Here is a 26914-nt window from a genome sequence, read left to right on the forward strand (position 1 = left end):
GTTTTTTTAGCCGTTAAGAACTGTATTTTTGTAAAATTCAGTGTATGGTTCAGCAAATTCCTCTATTGTGTGATAATCTAGTACCGGTTTTTCAAGGCCGTTAATATAGTCATCTATATCTTTCGGCAGCTCTGCAGACGCTTTGATAACGGCATCAGAATTGTCTATAGCAATTTTCATTAAACTACTATAGTCAGGTTTACTTAAAGGTTCTATAGCTCCATCATCTAGACCATCAAATTTTACTTTTGTTATCATATCTTTATCTAACGTACCATCAAAGCTTTGATTGTATACTGATGTAATTATTTTGCTCTCTGTAAAGAGAGGTTCAGTTTTGTAAAACTCCTTAAGATATAATGGTAATAAAGAAGCTAACCAACCGTTTACATGGATTATATCAGGAGCCCAGTTTAACTTCTTCACGGTTTCTATTACGCCTTTTGCAAAAAAGATTGCTCTCTCATCGTTATCTGCAAAAAGGTTTCCATCCTCATCTGTTAATGTAGCTTTTCTTTTAAAGTATTCTTCGTTATCAATGAAATAAACCTGAATTCTTTCTTTTGGAATTGATGCTACTTTGATGATCAAAGGCATATCCAAATCGTTTATGACAAGATTGATACCAGATAGCCTAATTACTTCGTGTAATTGATGCCGTCTTTCGTTTATGTTTCCAAAGCGAGGCATGAATATTCGTATTTGCCCTCCTTGCTTATTTACCATTCTAGGTGCTTCAAATGACATTGAAGAAATTTCTGTTTCTGGTAAATATGGAACTACTTCCGAAGACACATACAATATTCGCTTATCTTTCATAAATCAGATGCTTTTAAAATTAAAAGTAAAAAACATGCAAAATTACAAAATTTTGTGCAGATTGCCAGTAAAATATTAAGTTTGCACGCGTTAAATTTTTAAAACGGAATTGAAATTATATCATAAAAAAAACGAGCTGTCGCTTTTTATTGAAGAGGCTAAAGCTGAAAACAAGTTGGTTGGATTTGTACCAACAATGGGAGCGCTTCATGATGGCCATTTATCTCTGGTCAACAAGGCGTTGATACAGAATGATGTTGTGGTTATTAGTATTTTTGTTAATCCTACACAATTTGATAAACAAGAGGACCTTAAAAAATACCCAAGAACATTAGAAGCTGATGTCTCACTATTAAAATCTTTGAAAGCAGAGAATATCGCTGTTTATGCGCCAAATGCAGAAGATGTTTATGGTGATAAAATAATGTCCATGTCATTTAATTTTGATGGACTAGAAGATGAAATGGAGGGTGCGTTTAGAAAAGGTCATTTTGATGGTGTTGGAACAATTGTTAAGCGATTGTTTGAAATCATTAAACCAGATAATGCTTATTTTGGAGAAAAGGATTTTCAACAATTACAGATAATTAAAAAGTTGGTTGAAAAGCACAAAATGCCCGTAAATATTGTTGCTTGTAAAATCCATAGAACAAAAGACGGATTAGCAATGAGTTCTAGAAATACGAGATTAACTAAACAACAAAGAAAAGTGGCCCCATTTATTTTTAGAATCTTAAAATCTGCCAAAATAAAGTTTGGCACAAAAAGTGCTAAATATGTAACGGAATGGGTTGAAGCTCAATTTAGGAAACAGCCACTCTTAGATTTGGAATATTTTACTATTGCAGAAGCATCTTCCCTAAAACCAGTAAAAAGAAAATCCAATAAAAAGTCATATAGGGCATTTATTGCTGTATATGCAGGTGATATAAGACTAATAGATAATATCGCATTAAATTAATTATTTTTGCCTCATGCAAATTCAAGTAGTAAAATCTAAAATTCATCGCGTTAAATGTACTGGTGCAGATCTTAATTACATCGGAAGCATCACTATTGATGAAGATCTAATGGACGCAGCTAATATTATTCAAGGAGAAAAAGTTCAAATTGTAAATAATAACAATGGGGAGAGACTAGAAACCTACTGTATTCCAGGTCCACGAAACAGCGGTGAGATTACGCTGAATGGCGCAGCCGCAAGAAAAGTTGCTGTTGGTGATGTTTTAATACTAATCACTTATGCATTCATGGATATTGAAAAGGCCAAGGTTTTTAAACCCTCCTTGGTATTCCCAGACGAAGAAACAAATCTTCTAAAATAGCCTTTTGACTAATTCAAAGTCCATTTATAAAATTGTACTTCCGCTTTTGTTAGGAGTGCTTTTAGTTTGGTATTCACTATCTCAGATATCAGTATCAAAGTTGCTTCAATACTTTAAAGAAGCAGAATATATTTGGATAGTTATTGGCGTTGTTCTTGGTATTCTCAGCCATACTTCAAGAGCATATAGGTGGCTTTACATGGCAGAACCGCTAGGCTTTAAGCCAAGACTAGCAAATAGTTTTATGTCGGTTTATTCAGCATATTTAATAAACTTTACAATTCCACGAGCTGGAGAAATCGCCAGGGCATCTATACTCACAAATTACGAGGGAATACCTTTTGAAAAAGGGTTTGGAACAATTGTCGCAGAACGCGTGGCAGACACAATTATGTTGTTAGTCATAATTTTTATCGCACTGTTTTTAGAATATGATTTTATACTAGGCTTTTTTCTTGATAAGTTTAAACCAATCACTCTCGTTATATTAGGTTCAATAGTAATTTTAATTGGTTTAATAGTTTATCTTTTTGTTAAAAGAAGTGAGACTACACTCGCATTAAAAATTAAAAATTTTGTCAACGGATTAGTTGAGGGGGCGCTAAGTATTTTTAAAATGAAACGAAAATGGGCGTTCATTTTTCATACAATTTTCATTTGGACTATGTATTTGTCCATGTTTTATGTAACAACGTTTGCCTTACCTGAACTAAATGATATTTCAATTGCACCTGTTCTAATCGGTTTTATTTTGGCCAGTTTTAGTATAGCCGCCACAAATGGTGGTATTGGATCTTTTCCTGAGGCCATAGTTATTGCTTTTATGATTTTTAATCTTCCAGAGGACCCAAGCAGAGCATTTGGTTGGATAATGTGGTCTTCTCAAACATTTGTAATAATATTACTGGGTGGCCTATCACTTTTATATTTACCCCTTTACAACCGAAAGCAAAAAAGAGTATAGAAATATTTTTTACCTTGCTTTACCTTTAACTTATTTGTCAGATGAAGAAATTATTTACTTTCATTTTACCAATCCTATTTTCATCTCCATTGTATTCTCAAGCCATCTATAAAACTATAGATTCTGAAAAACTTGATGATGCTAGGGAATTAAAAATTCAATTACCACGTAATTACGATTCAGAAAGTAAAAGAACCTACCCACTAGTTATAGTTCTAGATGGAGATTATCTTTTTGAGCCCATTGCAGGAAATATTGATTATCAAGCCTATTGGGAAGACATACCGGATTGTATTGTTGTAGGTGTTAATCAGGCAAATACGCGTGAAGATGATTTTTTGTACGATGACGATACTTATTTGCCAGTTAATGAGGGAGCCAATTATTATGAGTTTCTGGCTTCAGAACTTATTCCGTTTCTTGAGAATAACTATAAAGTTTCCAGTTTTAGAGTAATTGCTGGACACGATTTAGGCGCAAATTTTATAAACTACTTTTTATTTAAAGACAGGCCATTGTTTAGGGCATACATTGCTTTGAGTCCCGATTTGGCACCGGAAATGGCAACGAGGCTTAAAGACCGACTATCTGAGATAGAACAAGAAACATTTTATTACATGGCAACGGCAGATGCTGATATAAGCTTTTTAAGAAACGCCATCATAGAATGCAATGCAATGCTTAATACTATTGATAATCAGAACCTAAAATATAAGTTTGATAATTTTGAAGATGCCAATCATTACTCCCTCGTTGGCAGAGGAATTCCCAAGGCTCTAAATGAAATCTTTTCTTTATACAAACCCATAACTGGGAAAGAGTACAAGGAACAAATTATTCCGTTTGAAGGGTCACCATATGACTATTTAGTTAAAAAGTACAAGGACATAGAATACTTTTATGGATTTGAAAAGCAGCTTATTGAGAATGACATACGAGCAATAGCGGCTGCATGCAATAAAAAAAATGACTTAGACGCATTAGAAAATCTTGCCAAAATGGTTAAAAAGGAATTTCCTAATTCAATGCTTAGCGCATATTATATGGGAATGTTTCATGAAAAAGAAGGAGATTATAAAAGAGCATTATTACGCTATAAAGCTGGATTATTGCTTGAGCCCTCACAATACATTGATAAGGATATTATGCTAGACAAAATGTATGAAGCCCAAGACGCTCTAAAAAATTAGTGCATTTCGTCGAAAAAAGTTTACAACTTGACGATTAATTACTATGTTTGGATATCCAAATCTTAACCTACTAATTAATGCAAAAGACTATTCTTTTAGTTTTTTTTAATGTACTTTTTTGTCAGTTATTTGCTCAAATTACCTATGATGAAATTGCATCGTCAAAACTAAACGCTGTTCGTCAGTTAAAAGTAAAACTGCCGGCTAACTACAATCCAGAATCAGAAATAATCCATCCTCTTATTATTGTTTTTGATGGTGATTATTTATTTGAACCAGTGGTTGGCCAGTTGCAATTCCAAACTTATTTTGATGATATGCCTAGTTCTATAGTTGTTGGAATCGTACAGGCAAATGAAAGATTTTATGACGGATATTGTGATGAGGTAACAGGCCTTCCAAAAGAATCAGGATTGCGGTTTCATGAGTTTGTTGCTGAAGAATTAATTCCATACCTCGATAAAAAATACAAGACAAGTAAGTTCAAGGTTGCTGTAGGTCATGACCTTATGGGTAATTTCATAAACTCCTTTTTATTTAAAGAAGAGCCGTTGTTTAACGCTTATGTTTGCCTAAGCCCTGACCTGTCGGGTACTGTTAAAGATTATTTAGGCGAACGTTTGGAATTTTTCAAGGACGATATCTTTTATTATTTAGCAACTTCAGATAAGGATTTACCATACATTAGAAACGCTGTACTTACTGCAAATAGTCAAATTTCACAAGTAAACAATCAGTATTTAACATATTACTTCGACGATTTCAACAACGATACCCACTATACGTTAGTAACAAGTGCGATAGCAAGATCTTTCGATAAAATCTTTGAACTCTATAAGCCCTTAAGAGAGAAAGAACTAAGAGAAAAAGTTTGGCCTTATGAAGGCCCATTAGATAAGTATTTGGTAGACAGGTACAAGAGGATTGAAGATTTATTTGGGATTAAAAAACCAATTACTGAAGAAGAATTTGAAAAAGTGGTTAAAATAGCCGAAGAACGCGAGGATATTGAATCTCTTGAACGCATTGGTAAATTGGCAAAAAAATTAGAACCAGAATCCTTATTAGGTACTTATTACCTCGCACAGCATGCAGAGAAAATCGGAAAAACAAAGAAAGCTAAAAAACTATATGAGTCTGCATTAACACTTAATGATGTAAGTCATATAAATAGAGAATTTATTTTTTCAAAGATTGATGAACTAACAGTTGTAGATACAGATAACCAAAAAGGAGAGGAGGAAGACGATGAGGACAACTAAAAAAAGAACACCTTCAACAGATTACTATTTTGAGGCGTTGTATGACAAGGCTAAACTATTCATTACAACAAAATTATCATCAAAATTTACGGCACTAAAAATCTTCACAATTATAAATTGGTTTAAAGACATCAATTAGAAAAGAGTTAACTTAGCCAAGTTCGAAAACATAAACATTGAATCGTTAATGGGTTTTTAGGTATGGCTAAGATAAAGACATCATTTTTTTGTCAAAACTGTGGCACTCAATTTGCAAAATGGCAAGGCCAATGTACCTCTTGTAAAGAATGGAACACAATTGTAGAAGAGGTTATTCAAAAACCCGAAAAGACCAGTTGGAAAACCAATGATACTAAATCCTTAAGAATTTCAAAGCCATTAAAAGTATCAGAAATTGATACGTCCAAAGAAGCTAGGATAGACCTGCGAGATAGCGAGTTCAACAGGGTTTTAGGAGGTGGAATGGTAAAGGGTTCATTGATCTTGTTAGGAGGTGAGCCAGGAATAGGTAAGAGCACTTTATTGCTTCAAATTGCTTTAAGGGTTAAGCATAAAATACTTTATGTTTCTGGTGAGGAAAGTCAAAAGCAAATAAAAATGCGTGCGGAGCGCATAAATCCAAATAGTGATAATTGTTATATCCTAACCGAAACAAAAACACAGAATATTTTCAAGCAGATTGAGAATTTACAACCAGAGATCATAATTATAGATTCAATACAAACACTGCACAGCGATTATATTGAATCTTCGGCAGGTAGCATCTCTCAAATAAAGGAATGTACTAGCGAGCTTATTAAATTTGCTAAGGAAACTGCTACACCAGTTTTGTTAATTGGTCATATAACAAAGGATGGTAATATTGCAGGGCCAAAGATTCTTGAGCATATGGTTGATACTGTTTTGCAATTTGAAGGGGACAGGAACCATGTGTTTAGGATATTAAGAGCCAATAAAAACAGATTTGGGTCTACTAACGAGTTAGGTATTTATGAAATGCAAGGCTCTGGCCTTAGAGAGGTTTCTAATCCTTCTGAAATATTAATATCGGAAAAAGATGGCGAATTATCAGGTAATGCCGTTGCCGCAACTTTAGAGGGATTACGACCACTGATGATTGAGGTTCAAGCATTGGTCAGTACAGCAGTTTATGGTACACCACAGCGCTCAGCTACTGGGTTTAATGCAAAGCGCTTAAATATGTTATTGGCAATTCTCGAAAAAAGAGCTGGTTTTAGATTGGGAGCAAAAGATGTCTTTTTAAATATTACAGGTGGAATTACAGTAGATGATCCTGCTATAGACCTAGCTATAATTGCGGCGATTTTGTCGTCTAATGAAGATGTACCAATTCAAAGTGATTATTGTTTTGCTGCAGAGATTGGATTATCGGGTGAAATAAGGCCAGTTCAGAGAATAGAACAACGCATATTAGAAGCCGAAAAATTGGGATTTAAGGCTATTTTTGTATCAAAATATAGTAAACTACCAGAGAGCTCGTATCAATTAGGCATACATAAGATTTCCAAAATTGAGGATTTAGTTGAAATTATACTGTAACTACCTTAAATACAGTGTTTTTAAACGATATTTTATTACCTTTCAACTTTTGTAAAACACACTTTATCGATAAATATAAGCATTTAATCGAAAAAAAATCCCTGTTTTCTTGTCAGGTTAGTTGTTTTAGCTTACTATTGTATTAGTGATTAGCTCTATCCCTCCTTTTATTTCCCTCATTTGGATTAATCTTCTTAATTAGATCCTGTTCTAAAGAAAAATTTGAGTACATAATTATAATGTCCCAAACAGTTATTAATTATGAAACCAAATTTACTGTTCCTATTTGTTGCTATACTTTTACAGCAAATTATAACGCAAAAAATTGAAGCACAAACGTGCGAGTCATACTCATTTAATCCACCGTCTGTTCCTTCATGTACATATACCTATACTTCTTCTGGTTGGTTTGATAGTGTTGGTAATCCTATTAGTCCACCCTCTACTGTCAACAGTTCTGATACTGTATGTATCTTAGCAGATAATAACGATACGTTAGCTTCTTCCGGTTTTAAAGGAAACCTATATGTCGCTTCTGGTGTAACCTATTCTGGTAATATTTCGAGTATAAATGGTGCAACAGTTTATGCTGAAGGGACCTTGTCATTTCCAATCAATCCATCTTTTCAAAATGCAACAGTTTATGTTTATGACACTGGAGAAGTAAGTGTGCCTGGTACATTTAATCCATCGGGTTCCTCAACGATATTTAATAATGGCGTTTTTAATATAGGTGATGAGTTACAAATGGGCGGTAATGCAACATTTATAAACTTTAATGGAAGTAAAGTTAAAGTTCAAAATAATGCAAGTGTAGCTAGTGAGTTTGCCAATTGCGGGATTTTGGAAGTTGTTGGATCATTATCCTCTGGAGGATCTAGTGCCTTGGTTAATAATTGTTCGCTTTACGTACAAGGTGATATGTCATTAAATTCTGATTATACAAACAATGGATTGTTTGTGTTGGATGGTAATTTATCATTTGGGACAGCAACTTTCTATAATTATGGAACCATGTTGGTCAATGATATAAATTTAAGTAATGATAATATTATTGGTGATGACATTAATTCGGTTTTAATAGTAAGAACAAATTCGGCATTAGCAAGTGGTGGCGGTATAACAGGTCATATGTTTTATGATGTTGATGATGGTGGAGGTTTTGATTCGAGCTGTGGATCTTGTACGGAAGATATCGATGTACTTTTAGATGTTACCATTCCATCTTCAACAGATTTGATTTTGGAAAACTGTGGAGCTAATATTGAAATTAATCCTTTTTTAGTAGAATCTAGACTTGATTTTGACGGGATAGATGATTATTTATCTACACCAGAATTTATAAATGGTCAAAATCAGGTTTCTATAATGGCTTGGGTTAAATCAGACTCAGGTAATACAAGTAATATGACGATTGGTGGTGAGGATACAGGATGTAAATTATGGTTGCAAAGTGGTAATGTGCCTTCTTTTACTATATCTACTGTTGGTAATTCGCCAGCTACCATTTCAACTAGTGCAATAAATTTTGATGAATGGCATCATATTTCAGGGACCTATACGAGTGCAACGGGTAAATTGAATCTCTATATAGATGGGGAATTAGTTAACTCAGGAAGTGTTGGTGGTAGTGGAGCTGTAATTCAAAGCAGTGGTACAGCTAATGGAAATTTTGAAGTAGGTCGAACATCTGCCGTAATCGCTAACCGACAATACTTTAAAGGAGATATTGATGAAGTAAGAGTTTTTGATAAAGCTCTTACTGATTCGCAAATTCAGCAAATGGTATATCAAGAGATTGAAGAAGGGTCTGGGAATGTACAAGGAAAATCAGTGCCTAAAGCCATTGAAGACGATATGGATTCTCAAAAAATTTCATGGAGTTCTTTGTTAGCTTATTATCCAATGACAGACATTATTTCTTATGAGAGAACAACTGATTTCTCTCAAAGTGATAGGTTAACAAAACTTCACAATATTACTTCCATGCAACAACAGACGGCACCCATGCCATATGAGACTGTCAATGATGGAGATTGGAGTGCTGAAGGTACTTGGGCTCATGGTAATGTTTGGGATATTGAGGATATTTCTAGTAATAAAGATTGGAGTATAGTTAAGATTAAAGATAATGTCACCACATCAAGCTCTCACACAAATCTTGGTCTTATCATTGATTCAGGTGCTGAACTGGTTGTAAACGGAGACTATAAAATTGAGAACACCTATTATCTAGAGCTTAACGGCACATTAGATCTTATGGGTGATTCACAACTTATCCAAGGCTCAAGAAGTGATTTGGTAACATCATCAGACGGTAAAATTAAAAGACGACAAGAAGGTACTTCAAGCCATTACTGTTACAACTACTGGGGCTCGCCTGTGGGCAGCCTAGGCGCAACACCGTTGGCGGACAACAACGCCACGGGCAACAACCCGAACAACGGTACTTACAACCTCGGTATGCTCAGGAAGCCAGACGGCACGAGCTTTGAGTTTACCGGGGCTTTGCAGGAAATGGGTAAAATCAGTGTTTTCTGGTTGTACACCTACATAAACGGTGTGACCTACAACGACTGGGGCTCTATGGACGCTAACACGCCGCTTCCTACGGGAGTTGGCTACACCCAGAAGGGAACCGGTATTGCGGGCACCGAGCAACAGTACCTTTTCGAGGGCAAGCCCAACAACGGTACAATCGTCATTGACGTTACCGATACAGGTGGAAGCGGTTCTGTACCTGCTGTATCAAAGACCGATTATTTGATGGGCAATCCCTATCCGTCGGCATTGGACCTTCACCAATTTATTGACGACAACGTAGGTGTCATTGATGGTACGATCCAACTTTGGCAGCAGTGGAGCGGCAGTTCGCATATTCTTAACGAGTACAATGGTGGTTATGCCCAGGTTAACAAGACGGGCTCGGTAAGGGCCTACCAGTTTGTGGGTCTCGAGGGCGCCAACAACGGCAGCCAGGACGGAACGAAGAAGCCATCACGCTATCTACCAGTTGGTCAGGGCTTCATGGTAGAAGTAATAGCGGACGGTCAGGTAAGGTTTAACAATGGACAAAGGCTTTTCATTAAAGAATCAGACCATGACGGTACTTACAACAACGGTTCGATTTTTTTCAAAAATGGAGTAACAGGAGGGAAGTCACAAAATGAAGAGGAACTTATGCAAACCATACGTTTAGAGTTTACTTCGGTGGACGGTCCCGACACGAGACGTGAATTATTGCTAGGTTTCAGCAACTTTACCACGGAGGATTTCGACTACGGTTACGAGGCCAAGAATACGGATGAGGGGAACGACGATCTTAACCTTGTCTTTAACGATGAACTAATGACCATACAGGCCTACAGTGCGATATCGGAAGATAAATCCGTACCTTTAAAACTCACAGCTTCCGGTAACTACAACTACGCAATAAGGTTGACCGAAATGGAAAATATCGGAGAGGACCAGGAACTATATTTGAGGGACAACCTGACAGGTACATATTATGACCTAAGAAACAGCGAACAGCCTTACGAGTTTACTTCCGAGTCGGGCGAGTTTGCGGACAGGTTCGAGGTGGTGTTTTCGCAACAATCTGAAACACTTTCACAGACAGAGCATAAAATAGAGGAACTTAAGCTTTACTACGCTATGGGCCGGAAGAAGATTGTTGTACTTAACCCTAATAGTGCTGAAGTATCAAATATTAGTGTGATAGACATATTGGGTAAGACGGTTTATAGCAACAACAATCCCTACCCGGGATCTTACGGCGAATATGATATGCATGGGCTGGTTGCTGGGACATACATTGTACAGTTAATAACGGCTGATGGTTTTAGTGTGGCAAAAAAAATCATTGTAAAATAGCCAATAGTATATCAGTGATACTCACTTAATTGCACAATTCGTCTAAATAAATTACATATTAAAGGGTATAATTTGTATCTCTTGGAAAATATTTAGAATATTAGAGTAATTTAAATTTTGAATCATTGAATCATTGAATCATGGGTGACCCTAACTTTGATTATCTAAAATCAAAATTCCATGTTTCTGAAGATACTTACAAGATCCTAAAGAATATTGCTTTAATTCGGAGTCTTAATGCTGGAGAGAAACTGGTGGAACAAGGAGGGAAAAGTAATAAAGTGGCTTTTTTGTCCAAGGGATTAATGCGTGCATATAGTACTTTGGAATCTGGTAAAGAAATAACTAAAAACCTCTTTACTCCGATTAGTTTCGTTGGAGCACTTTCCTCTCTCATAAATGATAGACCTTCAACATATTGCTATGAAGCTTTGGTTGACTCTTTGATTTTTGAAATTAATTTTCACGAGTTTATTGAAATTTCAAAACACAACATTGACATTAGTAATTTGTACAATAGGGTATTGGAGTATGTATTCATTATATATGAACAAAAGCAGTTGCATCTTGTTGCTTTAAATGCTACAGATCGCTATTTAGATTTAAAAAGACGTATACCAAACATCGAGAAACTGATACCACAATATCAAATAGCGTCGTATCTAAATGTTTCACCTGTTCAATTAAGCCGGATAAGAAAAGCATTAAAGTAATTTAACATATGTTAATTTATAGTTGAATTATTCCTCCTAACTTTGTTTTAGATTAATTTTTTACCAACAAGATTAATTAATTACCCTAACAAGAAAAAGCAAACCAATAAGGTTTGCTTTTTTTTATTTAAAAATCAATCCTTTAAAGAGAAATTCTTAATTTCGCGATTCCTAAAGAAATTTGATAGAATGAGTAAAAAGTTCACTGAATATAAAGGACTTGACTTACCGAAAGTTGCACTAGAAATTAGTAATTATTGGGATGCCAATAATATTTTTGAAAAAAGCGTAACGACTAGGGAAGGTAAGAAACCCTTTGTGTTTTTTGAAGGCCCACCTTCAGCGAATGGCTTACCAGGTGTTCATCACGTCTTGGCACGTGCTATTAAAGACATTTTTCCGCGTTATAAGACTATGAATGGGTATCAGGTTAAGCGAAAGGCAGGCTGGGATACACATGGTTTGCCAATAGAGCTTGGTGTTGAGAAAGAATTAGGCATTACCAAAGAGGATATTGGCACAAAAATTTCCATCGAAGAATACAACGAAGCTTGTAGAAAAGCTGTTATGCGTTACACAGATATTTGGAATGACCTCACAAAAAAAATGGGTTATTGGGTAGATATGGATGACCCATATATTACCTACAAGTCCAAGTATATGGAAAGTGTATGGTGGTTACTCAAACAGATTTTTGATAAAAATTTATTGTATAAGGGCTATACCATTCAACCCTATTCGCCAAAAGCAGGCACAGGTTTAAGTTCGCATGAGCTCAATCAACCAGGAACGTATCAAGATGTTACGGATACTACGGTTGTGGCACAATTTAAAGCAATACAAGAAACTTTACCCGATTTTCTTAAGGAGGAAGGAGATGTTTACTTTTTAGCTTGGACAACCACACCATGGACGCTACCAAGTAATACCGCACTAACGGTTGGCCCTAAAATAGATTATGTTTTGATTGAAACGTATAATCAGTATACCTATCAACCAATTAATGTAATATTAGCAAAGGGGTTGGTAAACTATCAGTTTGACGCTAAATTTAACAGGGTTGAAACTAAACCAGAGTTACTTGACTATATAAAAGACGACAAAAAGATACCGTACTACGTTATAAAGGAATTTAAGGGTAAAGACCTAGTTGGTATAAAGTATGAGCAATTATTAAATTATGCACTACCAAACGACAATCCTGAAAATGCGTTTAGAGTAATATCTGGAGACTTTGTTACCACTGAGGATGGTACAGGTATTGTACACACGGCTCCTACCTTTGGTGCAGATGATGCTTTGGTAGCTAAACAAGCAACACCAGAAGTACCACCATTACTGGTAAAAGATAATAATGACAATTTAGTGCCACTTGTGGATTTACAAGGGCGTTTCAGACCAGAAATGGAAGAATTTGCAGGGAAATACGTAAAAAATGAATATTATGAAGATGGTGAAGCACCTGAGAGGTCTGTTGACGTAGAACTTGCTATTAAGTTAAAAATTGAGAACAAAGCCTTTAAGGTTGAAAAATATAAGCACAGCTACCCAAATTGCTGGAGAACTGATAAACCAATTTTATACTACCCATTAGATTCATGGTTTATCAAGGTGACGGAGGTAAAAGAACAAATGGTAGCGCTTAACGATACTATTAATTGGAAGCCAAAATCAACTGGAACAGGTCGTTTTGGAAATTGGTTGGCTAATGCTAACGACTGGAATTTATCGCGTTCCCGCTTTTGGGGAATTCCCTTGCCAATTTGGAGAACGGAAGATGGAAAGGAACAATTATGCATCGGTTCAGTTAAAGAGTTAAAAGCTGAAATGGTAAAAGCTGTAGAAGCTGGTGTAATGTCTGAAGATATTTTTGCAGAGTTTGAAGTCGGTAATATGTCTGATGAGAACTACGAAAAAATAGACCTTCATAAAAATATTGTAGATAAAATTGTTTTGGTATCACCTTCAGGACAATTAATGAAACGCGAAAGTGATCTGATAGACGTATGGTTCGATTCTGGTTCTATGCCTTATGCACAATGGCATTATCCATTTGAAAACAAAGATCTAATTGATAAGAACGAAGCATTTCCTTCAGATTTCATCGCAGAGGGAGTTGACCAAACACGCGGATGGTTTTACACGCTACATGCTATTGCTACAATGGTATTTAATTCTGTAGCCTATAAGAATGTAGTCTCCAATGGATTGGTTTTAGATAAGAACGGACAGAAAATGTCTAAGCGTTTAGGGAATGCTGTAGATCCTTTTGAAACACTTGCTACTCACGGAGCAGATGCTACACGTTGGTATATGATAAGCAATGCCAACCCTTGGGATAACTTAAAGTTTGATTTAGATGGTATAGAAGAAGTTAAGCGTAAATTCTTTGGGACATTATACAATACGTATTCATTTTTTAGTTTATATACCAATTTAGACAACTTTAATTATAATGAAGCGGATATACCTTTAGAAGAAAGGCCAGAATTAGATCGATGGATTATTTCAGAATTAAACACTTTAATTGAAAAGGTAGACAGTTACTATGATGACTATGAGCCAACCAAAGCAGCACGAGCAATTTCGGACTTTACACAAGATTATTTAAGTAATTGGTATGTTAGATTAAGCAGAAGACGTTTTTGGAAAGGTGATTACCAAACAGATAAAATATCGGCATACCAAACACTTTATACTTGTATGAATACAATTGCAAAGTTGGGAGCTCCAATTGCACCTTTCTTTATGGATCGTTTGTATCTAGATCTAAATTCTGTGACTAATAAGGAGTCTTATGAGAGTGTTCATTTAGCCGAGTTTCCAAAAGCAAATAAAGAAGCTGTAGATAAAATACTTGAGCGAAAAATGGAAAATGCTCAAACAATATCATCATTGGTTTTATCGTTACGGGCTAAAGAGAAGATTAAAGTAAGACAACCGCTTCAAAAGATTATGATTCCTGTAGATACCAAAGCACAAAAGCAAGAAATAGAAGCTGTTTCAAATTTAATTAAACATGAAGTTAATATTAAAGAAATAGAACTTTTAGAAGATGCATCTGATATTCTTGTGAAACAAATTAAACCTAATTTTAAAGTTTTGGGTCCAAGATTTGGAAGGGATATGAAATTGATAACGAGTGAAATAGCTAAACTAACTTCTGACGACATTAAAAAAATAGAACAGAATGGTTCTATTGAGCTCGATATTAACGGAAAAAACGTTACATTAGGATTAGATGATGTTGAGATAACCTCTCAGGATATAGAAGGATGGTTAGTTGCAAACGAAGGTTCATTAACAGTTGCTCTAGATGTAACCGTAAGCGATGAACTAAGGAGAGAGGGTATAGCAAGAGAGTTAGTAAATAGAATTCAAAATTTGAGAAAAGATTCTGGATTTGAAGTTACGGACAGAATAGTCGTGCAACTTCAAAAGGACGACAATATTCTCGAGGCTATAGCATCTAATGAAGCATATATTAAAACAGAAACACTAACAGAAGAATTACAAATAAAAGAAACAGTAAACAATGGTATAGAAATTGCTTTTGATGATGTAAATACCAAATTGTTTATTCAAAAACATTAATACATATGGCAGCAGAAACTACAAACAGATACTCAGACAAAGACTTAGAGGAATTCAGAGTATTGATTCAAGAAAAAATAAATAAGGCAGAGCACGATTTGGAGCTTATAAAAAGTGCTTATATGAACGATCATGATAATGGTACTGACGATACATCACCGACTTTTAAGGCTTTTGAAGAAGGAAGCGCAACGATGAGTAAGGAGGCTAATTCAGCCTTGGCTATTCGTCAGGAGAAGTTTATTCGAGATTTAAAAAATGCGATGATACGCATTGAGAACAAAACGTATGGTGTTTGCCGTGTAACAGGAAAGCTAATCAAAAAAGAGCGATTAAAATTGGTGCCTCATGCTACGCTTAGTATTGAAGCAAAAAACATGCAGAAATAAATTCTGTTTACTATGAGACCTAGTCTCTAATGCAATCGTATTTTGGATAGAAAAAAAATTACAAAGCCTTGGAAAATCTATTTCAAGGCTTTTTTTGTGTTTCTATTTGTGAATATGTCATTGGGACAGAATACTGTGATTAAAAATATAGATGCAGAAACCATATCTACAATAAGTATTGATGGTAATCAAATTTTTGACATCGATATTACAACATCAAACACAAATTACATTTCGTGCAAATCCGTTGTAGACGGAGAATATGAAAATATGTTTCAAGTAATAAGCAACATCAATGGAGCTAGCTTAGAACTTAAATTGGAGCAATACCAATACACAATTATTAATGATGATAAAAGAAATGCCCATAAAGTAGTTGCAGTTAAATTAATTCTTGATATACCGGAAAACATTAATCTTAGTATTGTCAGTGATATTGCTAATATAAAACTTAAAGGAAATTTTGATTCTGTTAATGTTAGGTTAGAAGAAGGGTTTTGCAATCTGTCTGGGCAAGTAAAGGAAGGTATTATCCAGACGATTAATGGTGATATAATTGTGACAACAGATAATGCAGAAATATACGCTCAGTCTAATAAGGGTAAAATTACTTTATTCCCTTTTAAAATATTTAGGTCCAAGTTGAATTTAAAATCTATAAAAGGTAATATCAATGTAAGGCAATCTCAATGATATGTACAATTACAAATCTTAGCCTATGACAAGTAGAAAAGCACTATTCGTTATCATTCTCATTTTACTTGTTGATCAAGCCAGTAAAATATATATCAAAACCAATTTTATTTTAAATGAAGATGTTCCTATCTTTTCTTGGTTTAAAATCGCATTTGTAGAAAACGATGGGATGGCTTGGGGTACTAAAATAAGTGATTTTATTTCTGTAATCTCAGATAGAAATGCAAAGCTTTTTTTAACCTTATTTCGAATTGGAGCTGTTACAGGCATAGCGTTTTGGTTGATAGATGTTGTAAAAAAAAGGAAATCAAAAATACTAACCTATGCTATAGCAATCATCTTTGCTGGCGCCCTTGGTAATATTGTAGACTCTGTTTTTTATGGAATTCTTTTTAGTGATAGTACTATGGAAGTAGCTAAATTTTTACCTGAAGAAGGCGGGTATGCAACTGTGATGCACGGAAAGGTTGTTGATATGCTACACTTTCCTATTTGGAGTGGTGTTTTGCCAGAATGGCTACCGTTTTTTGGAGGTAAGTACTTTTCATTTTTTGATCCAGTTTTTAACATTGCAGATATTGCAATTAGCTCAGGAATCGGTATATTGATAGTGTTTAACAAAAAAGCATTTACAGAAAAGGTAAATGCTTAGTTGGTAATTATGCACAAAAAATACGGTCTAATTTATTTTTGCATTCTTTTACTTGTATTGTCTTCATGTACGAGCAATGATATTAATACGACTAATAATTCCTATAAAATACACGGTAAATCAATTTTATATAACAAGGAACCAATTCAATTTGTTGGAGCAAATGCGCTTCATTCCTTTGCTGTCGGCAGTGCAGATATGGTTTCTTGGAACCTTAATATTTCACGCGAATTTATAGGGAATATGAATGAAAATCCGATTGTAGGGTCACCCATTCAAGATTCTAATGGCCAATTTTTGTATTCTTTGCAATCAATTGTAGATGATAACAGGTCAAATAATTTGGTTACAATTCTTACACCATTCGGCTGGGATGGTACAGAAGAAAAACTTTTAACGGGAAAGTTTCCAACAGAAACAGCCTTTTGGAGCGATTTTAAATTGAAATTAGAATTATGGTCTACTCATTTCAAAGATCAATCCGATGTGTGGATAGAAGTTTGGAACGAACCATTTATCTACGACAGGTCAGATGGCTATACGGATAGTATTTGGAAATCTACAATGAACGAGCTTTATACTGTCGTAAGATCTACTGGCAACGATAATATTATATTGATTCCTTGTGCAGAGCAAGGCCAGGACGAAAGTGTGCTTTTACATTCTGGAGCAAATTTTTTGGTCAATAAAAAGAATGTGCTTTATGATATACATGCCTATGAGAAATGGCTTTTAGATACTCCAAATAATATCAATGTGCGCATAAATGCTTTAATTGAACTGAATGTGCCTGTCTTTTTTGGAGAAGTTGCTCCTGTTAATAGTGGTGTTTTAATGAATCCGCAATACTTTTTAAATGTTATTCATGCACATAATATGTCATTTGCAGCATGGTTATGGAAATATGATGAGTCAGACCAAGACGCATTATTGACTGCCGAAGGCTTGCCGAATAACTATAATAACAACAATTGGGGAAGTTTGTACAATGAGATTGCCCTTAGAGCGCGATAGATGCTTTATCATTTACTCAAATTTGTAAATAGAATTTGGTGTAACACAATAATCTAATGTTATATCTTCTATTGTTGTGTTTATTATTTCTTTTTCGGGATTAAAAAGGGATAATCCAATTTTTATGATTTCCGGTTTGCAACTTGCCAAAAACCTATCGTAAAAACCTTTGCCATATCCAATACGGTTTCCCATCACGTCGTAAGCTAGTAGAGGAATAAACACCACATCTATTGATTTACTTTCAATTGAAATCCCACTGATGGGTTCAGGTATATTGTATTTATTTTTTTTAAATCTCGTGTTATCAGTTAGAAGAAAGTGAGACATTGAAATGTCACTAAAATTGCTTTTAGAAACAATAATATTCTTATCCTTTCCAGCAAGAATATTCAAAATATATTCTGTATTAATTTCGTTTTGTTCTTCAATAGGAAGAAAAATATGATAAAAGGAGTAATCCCATATAGCTGATTCTAAAAGTTGGTTAGCAATTGCAAGACTCTTTTCCTCTATTTCATTTTTTGTGAGGTTTTGACGTAGTTGTTTGTATTTTTTTCGTAGTTCTTGCTTTGTCAAGATTCAATTTTTGTAGAAATATGAAAAATAGCATCACCTTGGTATATGATAGGCGACTCGTTTACATTAAAAATATAACCATCGCTAGGCGCTTTTACAAATTGATTAAAACTACCATAAGGATCAGTAATGTGGCCAAGCAGATCGTTCTTTTTAACAAATGTGTTTACTGAAACTCTAGATTTAAACATTCCGGAATGACTTGCTCTAATCCATTTGCTATCTAATATTTTAATCGCATTTTTTTTCGGGTTAGATACTTTAAACTTGCTATTAAGCATTTCAAGATGATTTAACACACGCTTTATGCCGTTAACTCCAGTATTTGTAACGGTTTTGTCAATGTTAAAGGATTTGCCTCCTTCAAACAACAACATGGGTATACCAAGTTTGTAACAACTATTTCTGAAAGATTTATTGAGGTTTTTTGTATAAAAAATAATAGGTGCACCAAAAATTTCAGCGAGTTCATCTAGAACCACTTCGTTTTTTACAATCCTAATTTGAGCCGCATTAAATCGGTCTGCACCACCTGTATGAAAATCTAGAATTAAATCGGCATGTGGTACAATTTCTGTCATGAGCTTATTGGCAACTCTACTTGCTAATGAACCACTTTTGCCACCTGGGAAAACCCTATTTAAGTCACGGCCGTCCGGAAACTCACGATCCATATGAATAAAACCAAAAACATTAATTACAGGAATACATATTATTGTCCCTTTTTTGGGTTTATTTATTCCTTTAGCAATTACTTGCCTTACAATTTCAACACCATTTATTTCGTCACCATGTATTCCTGCAGTAATTAACACAGTAGGACCTGGTTTTTTAGATCGCTCAATAATTACAGGTACGTCAATTTTATTCTGCGTGTGTAGTTTGGCAACATTGAAGCTTACCTTAGCGCTTTTTCCTAGTCCAACTTTGACACCTAAAATTTCAAGTACTTCTTTATCGCTCATAATTATATTCCGTGCAACTTTTACTCCTAGTCCTTAACGTCTGTTTCTCTCAATAAATGTAATTATTGCTCTAGCAATATTTTTTTTGGTAGCACCTTCTATGCCTTCTAGACCTGGAGTTGAATTTACTTCCATAATTAGCGGCCCACGTCTAGATTGTAACATATCTACACCACAAACAGGAAGTTTTAATGCCCTTGCCGCCTTTATCGCAAGTTTCAGCTCATCTTCTGTAAGCCTAACTAAATTAGCCTGACCGCCACGATGAAGATTAGACCTAAATTCACCTTCTTTACTTTGCCGTTTCATGGCACCAACAACTTGTCCATCTACAATTAAAGCTCTTAAATCTGCTCCTTTCGCCTCTGCAATAAACTCTTGAACTAAGGCTCTTGCTTGTAAACCATTAAATGCTTCTAGTACAGACTCTGCCGCATTTTTAGACTCTGCCAAAACTACTCCTAATCCTTGGGTACCTTCCAGTAATTTTATGATAACCGGTGGCCCTCCAACATGATTTAAAACTTCTTCTACATCGCGAGAGTAGTTTGTAAATACGGTTTTTGGCATACCTACACCTGCCTTGGATAAACGTTGAAAACTTCTTAGTTTATCTCTACTTCTAATTATAGCATCTGATGTTACAGTGGTAAAGACATTCATCATTTCAAACTGGCGGACAACAGCACATCCAAAAAAGGTAACAGATGCGCCAATTCTTGGGATAATTGCATCTACATAGTCTAGATATCTGTCCTTATAGTAAATTGTAGGCTTTTCCTTTTCAATAATTATATCACATTTAAGAGGGTCAATGACTTCCATCTCGTGTCCTCTGTTTTCACCTTCCTCGATAAGGCGTCTTGTAGAATATAATTGTGAATTACGAGAAAGTATAACTATGTTCATTAACGGTATGCTTAAACGATTGGTTTTCTAAATCGACATCAACCAAAAATTTTTGTTTCAAAAATTGGCGCCCTATTAAAACAGGATATTTCATGTCGTCTCTAGTGCTTAAAGTTAAGTTAATCTTATAGGTTTTTCCAAAGAATACTGCCGTAGTTTTGATTTTATAACGATTTTCTTTGAAACCGTTACTGCTCTTTACATCGGTCAGGGAATAGTTAGTAAACGTGACAGATTTTCCATTAAAGTTGGAATGTCCCTTGCTCTCAAATACGCAAAATAGTTTACCACCCTCTTCTTTAATTAAAGCGCAATGTATGGCAGATGTGTATGCCCCTGTATCTATTTTAACATCAATATCTTTTAAATGTAAATCAGGAAAGTCAATTACATCGGTACGTCCCAAGATTTTTTTCATAATCAATTTTTTTTCTAAAAAAGTGGCGCAAGATAGTCATAAAGTTTTTTGAATTGATATAATTTTTTTTCACAATTCTTACCTTTGATTTAATGCCAGAAACTGCCTTAGATATTCAAATAAAAACCTTACCTCATCAGCCCGGTGTTTATCAATATTTTGACCAGGACAAAAACTTAATTTATGTTGGTAAAGCCAAGGATATTAAAAAACGGGTAAGTAGTTACTTTTCTAAAAACCATGAGTACGGTAAAACAAGAGTCCTTGTAAAAAACATTTCTTCAATTAAGCATATTGTGGTTGAAACTGAAAATGACGCGCTTCTATTAGAAAATAATCTCATCAAAAAGTACCAGCCTAAGTACAATGTAATGCTTAAGGACGATAAATCTTATCCTTGGATTTGTGTAAAGAACGAAAGATTTCCTCGCATTTTTCCCACGAGACGGGTAATAAAAGACGGGTCTGAATATTTTGGACCATATACAAGCATGAAAACTGTTAAAACACTTTTGGGTTTGATAAAGGGTCTTTATCAATTACGAACGTGTAATTATGATTTGTCCGAAACCAAAATTGAAACCGGAAAATATAAAGTTTGTTTAGAGTACCATTTGGGCAATTGTAAAGGTGCTTGTGAAGGGAAAGAAAGCGAGGTAGAATATCATTCTAATATAACAGCAATAAGAGAAATTCTTAAAGGAAATTTTAAAGATTCTTTACAACAATTTAGAAAACAAATGAAATTGTTTGCGGAGAACATGCAATTTGAAGATGCTCAGAAGATCAAGGAGAAATTAGAAATCTTAGAGAATTATCAATCAAAATCTACTGTCGTAAATCCAAAAATTAGTAATGTAGATGTGTTCACTATTGTGAGTGACGAAACTTACGCATATGTTAATTTCCTTCAACTAAGTTACGGATCTATAATACGTTCTCATACCTTAGAATTAAGAAAGAAACTCCAAGAATCTGATAAAGACCTTTTAGAGTTGGCTATTACAGAGATAAGGCAACGTTTTAATTCCAATTCTAAAGAAATTTACGTCCCATTTAAGGTAAATCTTGGACAGGATATTAAAGTTACCGTACCTAAACTTGGAGATAAAAAAAGTATTGTAGACCTATCTAGGCGAAATGCCATGTACTTTAGAATGGATAAGCTAAAACAGATAAAAATTGTTGATCCGGATAGACATGCCAATCGTATTATGGCTCAGATGAAAGCAGATTTACGATTGCAGGAAGAACCAAGGCATATAGAATGTTTTGATAATTCAAATATCCAAGGTACCAATCCTGTAGCGGCTTGTGTTGTGTTTAAAAATGGTAAACCAAGCAAAAAAGATTACAGGCATTTTAATATTAAAACAGTTGAAGGTCCTGACGATTTTGCCTCAATGGAAGAAGTTGTACACAGGAGATACAAAAGGCTGTTAGAAGAGGATGAACCACTGCCACAACTTATAATTATAGATGGTGGAAAAGGTCAATTGTCCTCTGCTCTCAAAAGTTTAGAACTGTTAGGCTTACGTGGAAAAATTGCAATAATCGGAATCGCAAAACGATTAGAAGAATTATTTTACCCAGATGATCCAATTCCACTATATTTAGACAAGAAAAGCGAAACGCTTAAAATAATTCAACAGTTACGTAATGAAGCCCATAGATTTGGTATAGAACACCACAGGAATAGACGAAGTAAAGGAGCGCTTAAGACAGAGCTTGAAAATATTTCAGGTGTTGGTGAGCAAACAATAATTGATTTAATGAAGCATTTTAAAACAGTTAAGCGTATTGCAAATGCCAAATTAGATGAGCTGGAAGTTGTAGTCGGAGTTTCAAGGGCAAATAAAATTTATAACTATTACCATCAGGAATAACTTGGCTAGATTTAGACCATATTGTAAATCAACTCGGCAATTTATATGTATTGCCACATTTTTAATAAGCTATTTTTTTTGCTTCCAGTCCTCTGCTCAAGAGAACGAAGAACCAAAAGTAGGACTCGTATTAAGTGGTGGTGGCGCGAAAGGTTTTGCTCATATTGGTGTACTTAAGGTAATTGATAGTCTTGGGATAAAGGTAGACTACATTGCTGGTACAAGTATGGGTGCTATAATTGGATCGCTCTATGCTACCGGCTATTCTGGGGTACAGCTAGAAACTTTTTTTAATAGTATAGATTTTGATGTGTTAATTAACGATGAGTTTGAACGTTCATCAAAAACATTTTATGAAAGAGAAAATGCTGAAAAATATGCGGTGAGTCTTCCTTTTGACAATTTTAGTGTCAGTTTGCCATCAGGGCTTTCACGAGGTCAAAATGTTTATAACCTATTGTATCAATTAATGCTTCCTGTAAGTGATATAAAAGATTTTAGCAAACTGCCAATTCCATTTTTTTGTATCGCAACAGACATAGAAACAGGTGAGTCGTTGATAATGGATAAAGGAAGCTTGGCTGAGGCAGTTACCGCTAGTGGTGCATTACCGTCTTTATTTCAACCGGTAGTAATAAATAATAGAATTCTAATTGATGGAGGTGTAACCAATAACTTTCCGGTTCAAGAACTAAGAGCGAAAGGTATGGATATAATTATTGGAGTAGATGTACAAGATGCATTAAAAGACAGGGAATCTCTAAAGACAGCGCCAGAGATTTTAATACAGATTAATAATTTCCGCACAATAAATGCAATGAAAGAGAAGGTTTCATTAACCGATATTTACATAAAGCCAGACATTACTAATTTTTCTGTAATCTCATTTGATGAAGGCCGAAACATTATTGAAAATGGAGAGATAGCGGCAAAGAATAAGATAACCCAATTAATTGATATCAAGAATAGACAACAAGTTACTGTGTCAACACCGCCAATAATGCCTTTAGATAGTCTAAGAATTGCTTCGGTTGAAATAAATGGGAATAAACGATTTACGCGGTCTTATATTTTGGGTAAGTTCAAATTTAGAGACGATAGAAAAATAAGTTATTCAAAATTTAAAAAAGGAATTAACAACCTTATTGCAACAAATAATTTTGAGACGTTTCGATATCAACTTGAGACAGCAGATAATGAGGATGCTTATCACTTAAAGGGTAATATAAAAGAGTCTGAAACATCTACATTTTTGAAACTAGGTGTGCATTATGATGGTCTTTACAAAAGTGCTGCCTTGGCAAATCTCACAAAGCAACAACTACTCTTTAAAAATGATCTAGCGTCATTGGATATTATTTTAGGGGATAATTCAAGGTATAATTTTGATTATTTTATTGATAAGGGATTTTATATTAGCATTGGTGTAAAATCAAGATTTAACCATTTTAGCAAGGGTATAAATCCAGCTATTGCCTTGGGAGACGATTCGCCATTGCTGGGGACCTTGAACAGGATTGATGTAGATTTAAATGATTTTACAAACCAAGTATATCTTCAAACTATTTTTAGAAAAGATTTTGCATTGCGACTAGGCGGTGAGTACAAACGTCTAAAAATTACATCTGAAACTCTTTTCGAAGAAAACCAAGATCAAGAAGTAACATTTGACAATACCGACTATTTTAGTCTTTACGGAAATTTGGTTTTTGATGACTATGACAATCCCTATTTTCCAAAAAACGGATTTTATTTTAATGGTGATTTTCATTGGTATGTAGGTGTAGCTGGTTTTAATACAGATTTTGAACCATTTTCAATTGCAAAAGCGGATATTGGTTATGCTTTTAGTTTATCTGATAGAATGGCATTTAAGGCTGAAACAAGTGGCGGATTTAATATTGGTGAAGGTGCGACAAACACATTAAACTTTGCTTTAGGTGGCTATGGTCGAAATTTTATAAATAATTTCTTTTCATTTTATGGCTATGATTATTTAGATCTTACAGGTGATAGTTTTGTAAAAGCTTGTTTTACAATAGATTATGAGCTGTTTAACAACCATCATTTGCTATTAGCAGCTAATTACGCAAATGTTGAAAATGGTCTTTTTGAAACGGGTAATTGGCTTTCTGCTCCTGATTTTACGGGATACGCGTTAGGATATTCCTTAGAAACTTTCCTTGGTCCATTGGAAGGGAAATACACCTACTCTCCAGAAACGGGGAATTCCTACTGGTTTTTTAATCTGGGATTTTGGTTTTAAATTTAAAATTTTGCAACTTTAGCTCAATTATGAAACTATTCTGGGCAGACATAAAACTACATTTACATTTCCTCATCAAAAGGAATCCAGAATAAATACGCATTTTTTGTACCTTTAAAACAGTGTCGTTGTATCCTAAAATATGGGATAATTCAATCAACTTTTAAACTATAAGAAAATGCCATTTTATCATAAACTCGGAAAAATTCCACCAAAAAGACATACACAATTTAAAAAGCCAAATGGTGACTTTTATTATGAGCAGTTATTTGGGACTATAGGTTTTGACGGTATGTCTACCAACAGCTATCACGAGCAACGTCCTACGCAGGTCAAAGAAATTAAAGCACAGTATAGTATTGCTCCAAAGGTCGCTAAAGCCAATAATATGCAATCCTATCGGTTTCATGGGTTTAAGGTTAACCAAGAAGACGATTATTTAGATAGCAGAAAAATTGTACTAACTAATAGCGACTGTAATATAATTTTGGCAGCGCCTAGAAAATCAACAGAAGATTATTTTTATAAGAACACGGATGCTGATGAGTTAATATTTATACATCGTGGTACTGGGAAATTACGAACACATCTCGGGAATCTCGATTTTAAATATGGCGATTATCTCTTGGTGCCAAGAGGAATTATTTATAAGATAGATTTCGATACGGTGGACAATAGATTATTCATTGTTGAATCTTACAGGCCTATATACACACCAAAGCGTTACCGAAATTGGTTTGGACAGTTATTAGAGCATTCACCATTTTGCGAACGTGACCTAAGACAACCACAAGAATTGGAAACCTACAATGAATCAGGTGATTTTCTTATAAAAATTAAAAAGCAAGATGAAATAATTGAAATGGTGTATGCATCCCATCCGTTTGATGTGGTTGGCTATGATGGCTATAATTATCCGTATGCGTTTTCAATTCACGATTTTGAGCCAATAACAGGTAGGGTACATCAGCCGCCTCCAGTACATCAAACTTTTGAGACAGATGCTCTTGTAGTATGCAGTTTTGTGCCACGTTTATATGATTATCATCCACTAGCTGTGCCTGCACCATACAACCACAGTAATATTGACAGCGATGAGGTTTTGTATTATGTAGATGGTGATTTTATGAGTAGAAATGATATTGATGCAGGGCATATATCATTGCATCCAGCTGGGATACCTCATGGACCGCATCCTGGTGCAATGGAGCGGAGTATTGGTAAAGTAAAAACAGATGAATTGGCTGTGATGGTAGATACCTTTAAACCTTTAAAGGTAACGGAAGAAGCTTTGAAAATCGCAGACAATGATTATTACAAATCGTGGTTAGAATAACATTGATTTTTATAAATGCACTCGAGTAAATTAGCAGCAGATCCGTTAGCATTAGTACTAGGGATATTATCATTAGTGCTTGGTATCGCTGGATGTTGCTGTTATGGCATTACAGCAATTATTCCACTAGTATTGGCAATCGTTGGGCTCGTGTCTGCAAACAAAAGTTTGCGAGAATATCGTGAAAATCCTCAAGCTTTTTCACCACAATCGGCCAGTAATGTCAATACGGCTAAGGTTTTAAATATTATTGGAATTGTTATCAATGGTTTTGTTGTGTTAATTTCGGTAGTAATTATTGCATTTTACGGCACCATGCTTTCATCAGAAATTTTTGAAGAAATTAGAAATAATTCTAGGACTACTGATGATTATTATGAAATTGAAGTAGATACCTCTAACACCAAGGGCCATGAAAATTATTTTAAGGAAGAACAAGATTCAATCAATATAGACGATTTATTGCAAAAACAAACAGAAAAAGTAACACTAGAAATCAATTAA

22 protein-coding genes are annotated in these 26914 nt (G+C 34.7%); 17 read left to right on the forward strand and 5 right to left on the reverse strand.

Annotated features, from left to right (window positions below):
• Positions 1-6 precede the first annotated feature (6 nt).
• Entirely contained in the window at positions 7-819 is an 813-nt protein-coding gene (locus LBU54_RS02585) for a glycogen/starch synthase (RefSeq protein WP_224525333.1), read from the reverse strand.
• A gap of 109 nt (positions 820-928) precedes the next feature.
• Between LBU54_RS02585 and panC the strand changes: the two genes are divergently transcribed.
• From panC to LBU54_RS02650, 13 genes are all read left to right on the forward strand, one after another.
• Positions 929-1780: a pantoate--beta-alanine ligase gene (gene panC, locus LBU54_RS02590; protein ID WP_224525336.1), complete on the forward strand. Its 852-nt coding sequence runs from the start codon at positions 929-931 to the stop codon at positions 1778-1780.
• A gap of 13 nt (positions 1781-1793) precedes the next feature.
• Positions 1794-2144 (forward strand): aspartate 1-decarboxylase, encoded by a 351-nt coding sequence (panD, locus tag LBU54_RS02595; protein ID WP_224525339.1) that lies wholly within the window; start codon positions 1794-1796, stop codon positions 2142-2144.
• Positions 2145-2148: 4 nt separating this feature from the next.
• The gene (locus LBU54_RS02600) at positions 2149-3108 is read left to right on the forward strand and encodes a lysylphosphatidylglycerol synthase transmembrane domain-containing protein (protein ID WP_224525341.1); all 960 of its coding nucleotides are present in this window, start codon (positions 2149-2151) and stop codon (positions 3106-3108) included.
• Between the two features lie 41 nt (positions 3109-3149).
• On the forward strand, positions 3150-4298 hold the full coding sequence (locus LBU54_RS02605; protein WP_224525343.1) for an alpha/beta hydrolase: 1149 nt from the start codon (positions 3150-3152) through the stop codon (positions 4296-4298).
• 77 nt (positions 4299-4375) lie between these two features.
• Positions 4376-5560 carry an alpha/beta hydrolase gene (locus tag LBU54_RS02610; RefSeq protein WP_224525348.1) on the forward strand — a complete coding sequence of 395 codons (1185 nt, stop codon included), beginning with the start codon at positions 4376-4378 and terminating at the stop codon, positions 5558-5560.
• 201 nt (positions 5561-5761) lie between these two features.
• The gene (gene radA / locus LBU54_RS02615; protein WP_224525350.1) at positions 5762-7120 is read left to right on the forward strand and encodes a DNA repair protein RadA; all 1359 of its coding nucleotides are present in this window, start codon (positions 5762-5764) and stop codon (positions 7118-7120) included.
• A 261-nt stretch (positions 7121-7381) separates the two neighbouring features.
• Positions 7382-10993, forward strand: coding sequence for a LamG-like jellyroll fold domain-containing protein (locus tag LBU54_RS02620; protein WP_224525354.1), 3612 nt, complete (start codon positions 7382-7384; stop codon positions 10991-10993).
• Between the two features lie 140 nt (positions 10994-11133).
• Positions 11134-11706: a Crp/Fnr family transcriptional regulator gene (locus tag LBU54_RS02625; protein ID WP_224525357.1), complete on the forward strand. Its 573-nt coding sequence runs from the start codon at positions 11134-11136 to the stop codon at positions 11704-11706.
• A 189-nt stretch (positions 11707-11895) separates the two neighbouring features.
• Positions 11896-15300, forward strand: a complete 3405-nt coding sequence (ileS, locus tag LBU54_RS02630; RefSeq protein WP_224525361.1) for an isoleucine--tRNA ligase — start codon at positions 11896-11898, stop codon at positions 15298-15300.
• A 5-nt stretch (positions 15301-15305) separates the two neighbouring features.
• On the forward strand, positions 15306-15689 hold the full coding sequence (locus LBU54_RS02635; RefSeq protein ID WP_224525364.1) for a TraR/DksA family transcriptional regulator: 384 nt from the start codon (positions 15306-15308) through the stop codon (positions 15687-15689).
• Between the two features lie 42 nt (positions 15690-15731).
• Complete coding sequence (locus LBU54_RS02640; RefSeq protein WP_224525377.1) at positions 15732-16382, forward strand: DUF4097 family beta strand repeat-containing protein; 651 nt, start codon at positions 15732-15734, stop codon at positions 16380-16382.
• 25 nt (positions 16383-16407) lie between these two features.
• Complete coding sequence (locus LBU54_RS02645) at positions 16408-17037, forward strand: lipoprotein signal peptidase (protein ID WP_224525379.1); 630 nt, start codon at positions 16408-16410, stop codon at positions 17035-17037.
• Between the two features lie 9 nt (positions 17038-17046).
• Entirely contained in the window at positions 17047-18051 is a 1005-nt protein-coding gene (locus LBU54_RS02650; RefSeq protein ID WP_224525381.1) for a cellulase family glycosylhydrolase, read from the forward strand.
• A 12-nt stretch (positions 18052-18063) separates the two neighbouring features.
• Here LBU54_RS02650 and LBU54_RS02655 read toward each other — a convergent pair whose 3' ends face one another.
• The 4 genes from LBU54_RS02655 to LBU54_RS02670 are packed head-to-tail and all read right to left on the reverse strand — an operon-like array spanning position 18064 to position 20925.
• Positions 18064-18630, reverse strand: a complete 567-nt coding sequence (locus tag LBU54_RS02655; RefSeq protein ID WP_224525383.1) for a 5-formyltetrahydrofolate cyclo-ligase — start codon at positions 18628-18630, stop codon at positions 18064-18066.
• A complete protein-coding gene (locus LBU54_RS02660; protein ID WP_224525386.1) occupies positions 18627-19595 on the reverse strand; it encodes a succinylglutamate desuccinylase/aspartoacylase family protein in 969 nt (322 codons plus the stop codon). The genes LBU54_RS02655 and LBU54_RS02660 overlap by 4 nt, the downstream gene beginning before the upstream one ends.
• Before the next feature lie 33 nt (positions 19596-19628).
• Positions 19629-20504: a 30S ribosomal protein S6--L-glutamate ligase gene (gene rimK / locus LBU54_RS02665; protein ID WP_224525388.1), complete on the reverse strand. Its 876-nt coding sequence runs from the start codon at positions 20502-20504 to the stop codon at positions 19629-19631.
• A complete protein-coding gene (locus LBU54_RS02670) occupies positions 20479-20925 on the reverse strand; it encodes an ATP-dependent zinc protease family protein (protein WP_224525898.1) in 447 nt (148 codons plus the stop codon). Before LBU54_RS02670 ends, rimK begins: the two co-directional genes overlap by 26 nt.
• Positions 20926-21014: 89 nt before the next feature.
• Between LBU54_RS02670 and uvrC the strand changes: the two genes are divergently transcribed.
• The 4 genes from uvrC to LBU54_RS02690 all read left to right on the forward strand — a co-directional run bounded on the left by uvrC (position 21015) and on the right by LBU54_RS02690 (position 26914).
• On the forward strand, positions 21015-22808 hold the full coding sequence (gene uvrC, locus LBU54_RS02675) for an excinuclease ABC subunit UvrC (protein WP_224525390.1): 1794 nt from the start codon (positions 21015-21017) through the stop codon (positions 22806-22808).
• 1 nt (position 22809) lies between these two features.
• A complete protein-coding gene (locus LBU54_RS02680) occupies positions 22810-25074 on the forward strand; it encodes a patatin-like phospholipase family protein (RefSeq protein ID WP_224525392.1) in 2265 nt (754 codons plus the stop codon).
• Between the two features lie 178 nt (positions 25075-25252).
• Positions 25253-26410, forward strand: coding sequence for a homogentisate 1,2-dioxygenase (locus tag LBU54_RS02685; RefSeq protein ID WP_224525395.1), 1158 nt, complete (start codon positions 25253-25255; stop codon positions 26408-26410).
• Between the two features lie 15 nt (positions 26411-26425).
• Positions 26426-26914, forward strand: a complete 489-nt coding sequence (locus LBU54_RS02690) for a CCC motif membrane protein (protein WP_224525397.1) — start codon at positions 26426-26428, stop codon at positions 26912-26914.

It is taken from the genome of Winogradskyella alexanderae, from assembly GCF_020166335.1.
Classification (GTDB): Bacteria; Bacteroidota; Bacteroidia; order Flavobacteriales; family Flavobacteriaceae; genus Winogradskyella; species Winogradskyella alexanderae.

Bases quoted from the DNA above. Each gene is read 5' to 3' on its own strand.
- LBU54_RS02690 (WP_224525397.1), top strand. From the start codon at position 26,426: ATGCACTCGAGTAAATTAGCAGCAGATCCGTTAGCATTAGTACTAGGG.
- LBU54_RS02660 (WP_224525386.1), bottom strand. From the start codon at position 19,595: ATGAGCGATAAAGAAGTACTTGAAATTTTAGGTGTCAAAGTTGGACTA.
- ileS (WP_224525361.1), top strand. From the start codon at position 11,896: ATGAGTAAAAAGTTCACTGAATATAAAGGACTTGACTTACCGAAAGTT.
- rimK (WP_224525388.1), bottom strand. From the start codon at position 20,504: ATGAACATAGTTATACTTTCTCGTAATTCACAATTATATTCTACAAGA.
- LBU54_RS02605 (WP_224525343.1), top strand. From the start codon at position 3,150: ATGAAGAAATTATTTACTTTCATTTTACCAATCCTATTTTCATCTCCA.
- LBU54_RS02650 (WP_224525381.1), top strand. From the start codon at position 17,047: ATGCACAAAAAATACGGTCTAATTTATTTTTGCATTCTTTTACTTGTA.
- LBU54_RS02625 (WP_224525357.1), top strand. From the start codon at position 11,134: ATGGGTGACCCTAACTTTGATTATCTAAAATCAAAATTCCATGTTTCT.
- LBU54_RS02610 (WP_224525348.1), top strand. From the start codon at position 4,376: ATGCAAAAGACTATTCTTTTAGTTTTTTTTAATGTACTTTTTTGTCAG.
- uvrC (WP_224525390.1), top strand. From the start codon at position 21,015: ATGCCAGAAACTGCCTTAGATATTCAAATAAAAACCTTACCTCATCAG.
- LBU54_RS02685 (WP_224525395.1), top strand. From the start codon at position 25,253: ATGCCATTTTATCATAAACTCGGAAAAATTCCACCAAAAAGACATACA.
- LBU54_RS02585 (WP_224525333.1), bottom strand. From the start codon at position 819: ATGAAAGATAAGCGAATATTGTATGTGTCTTCGGAAGTAGTTCCATAT.
- LBU54_RS02620 (WP_224525354.1), top strand. From the start codon at position 7,382: ATGAAACCAAATTTACTGTTCCTATTTGTTGCTATACTTTTACAGCAA.
- radA (WP_224525350.1), top strand. From the start codon at position 5,762: ATGGCTAAGATAAAGACATCATTTTTTTGTCAAAACTGTGGCACTCAA.
- panD (WP_224525339.1), top strand. From the start codon at position 1,794: ATGCAAATTCAAGTAGTAAAATCTAAAATTCATCGCGTTAAATGTACT.
- LBU54_RS02645 (WP_224525379.1), top strand. From the start codon at position 16,408: ATGACAAGTAGAAAAGCACTATTCGTTATCATTCTCATTTTACTTGTT.
- LBU54_RS02635 (WP_224525364.1), top strand. From the start codon at position 15,306: ATGGCAGCAGAAACTACAAACAGATACTCAGACAAAGACTTAGAGGAA.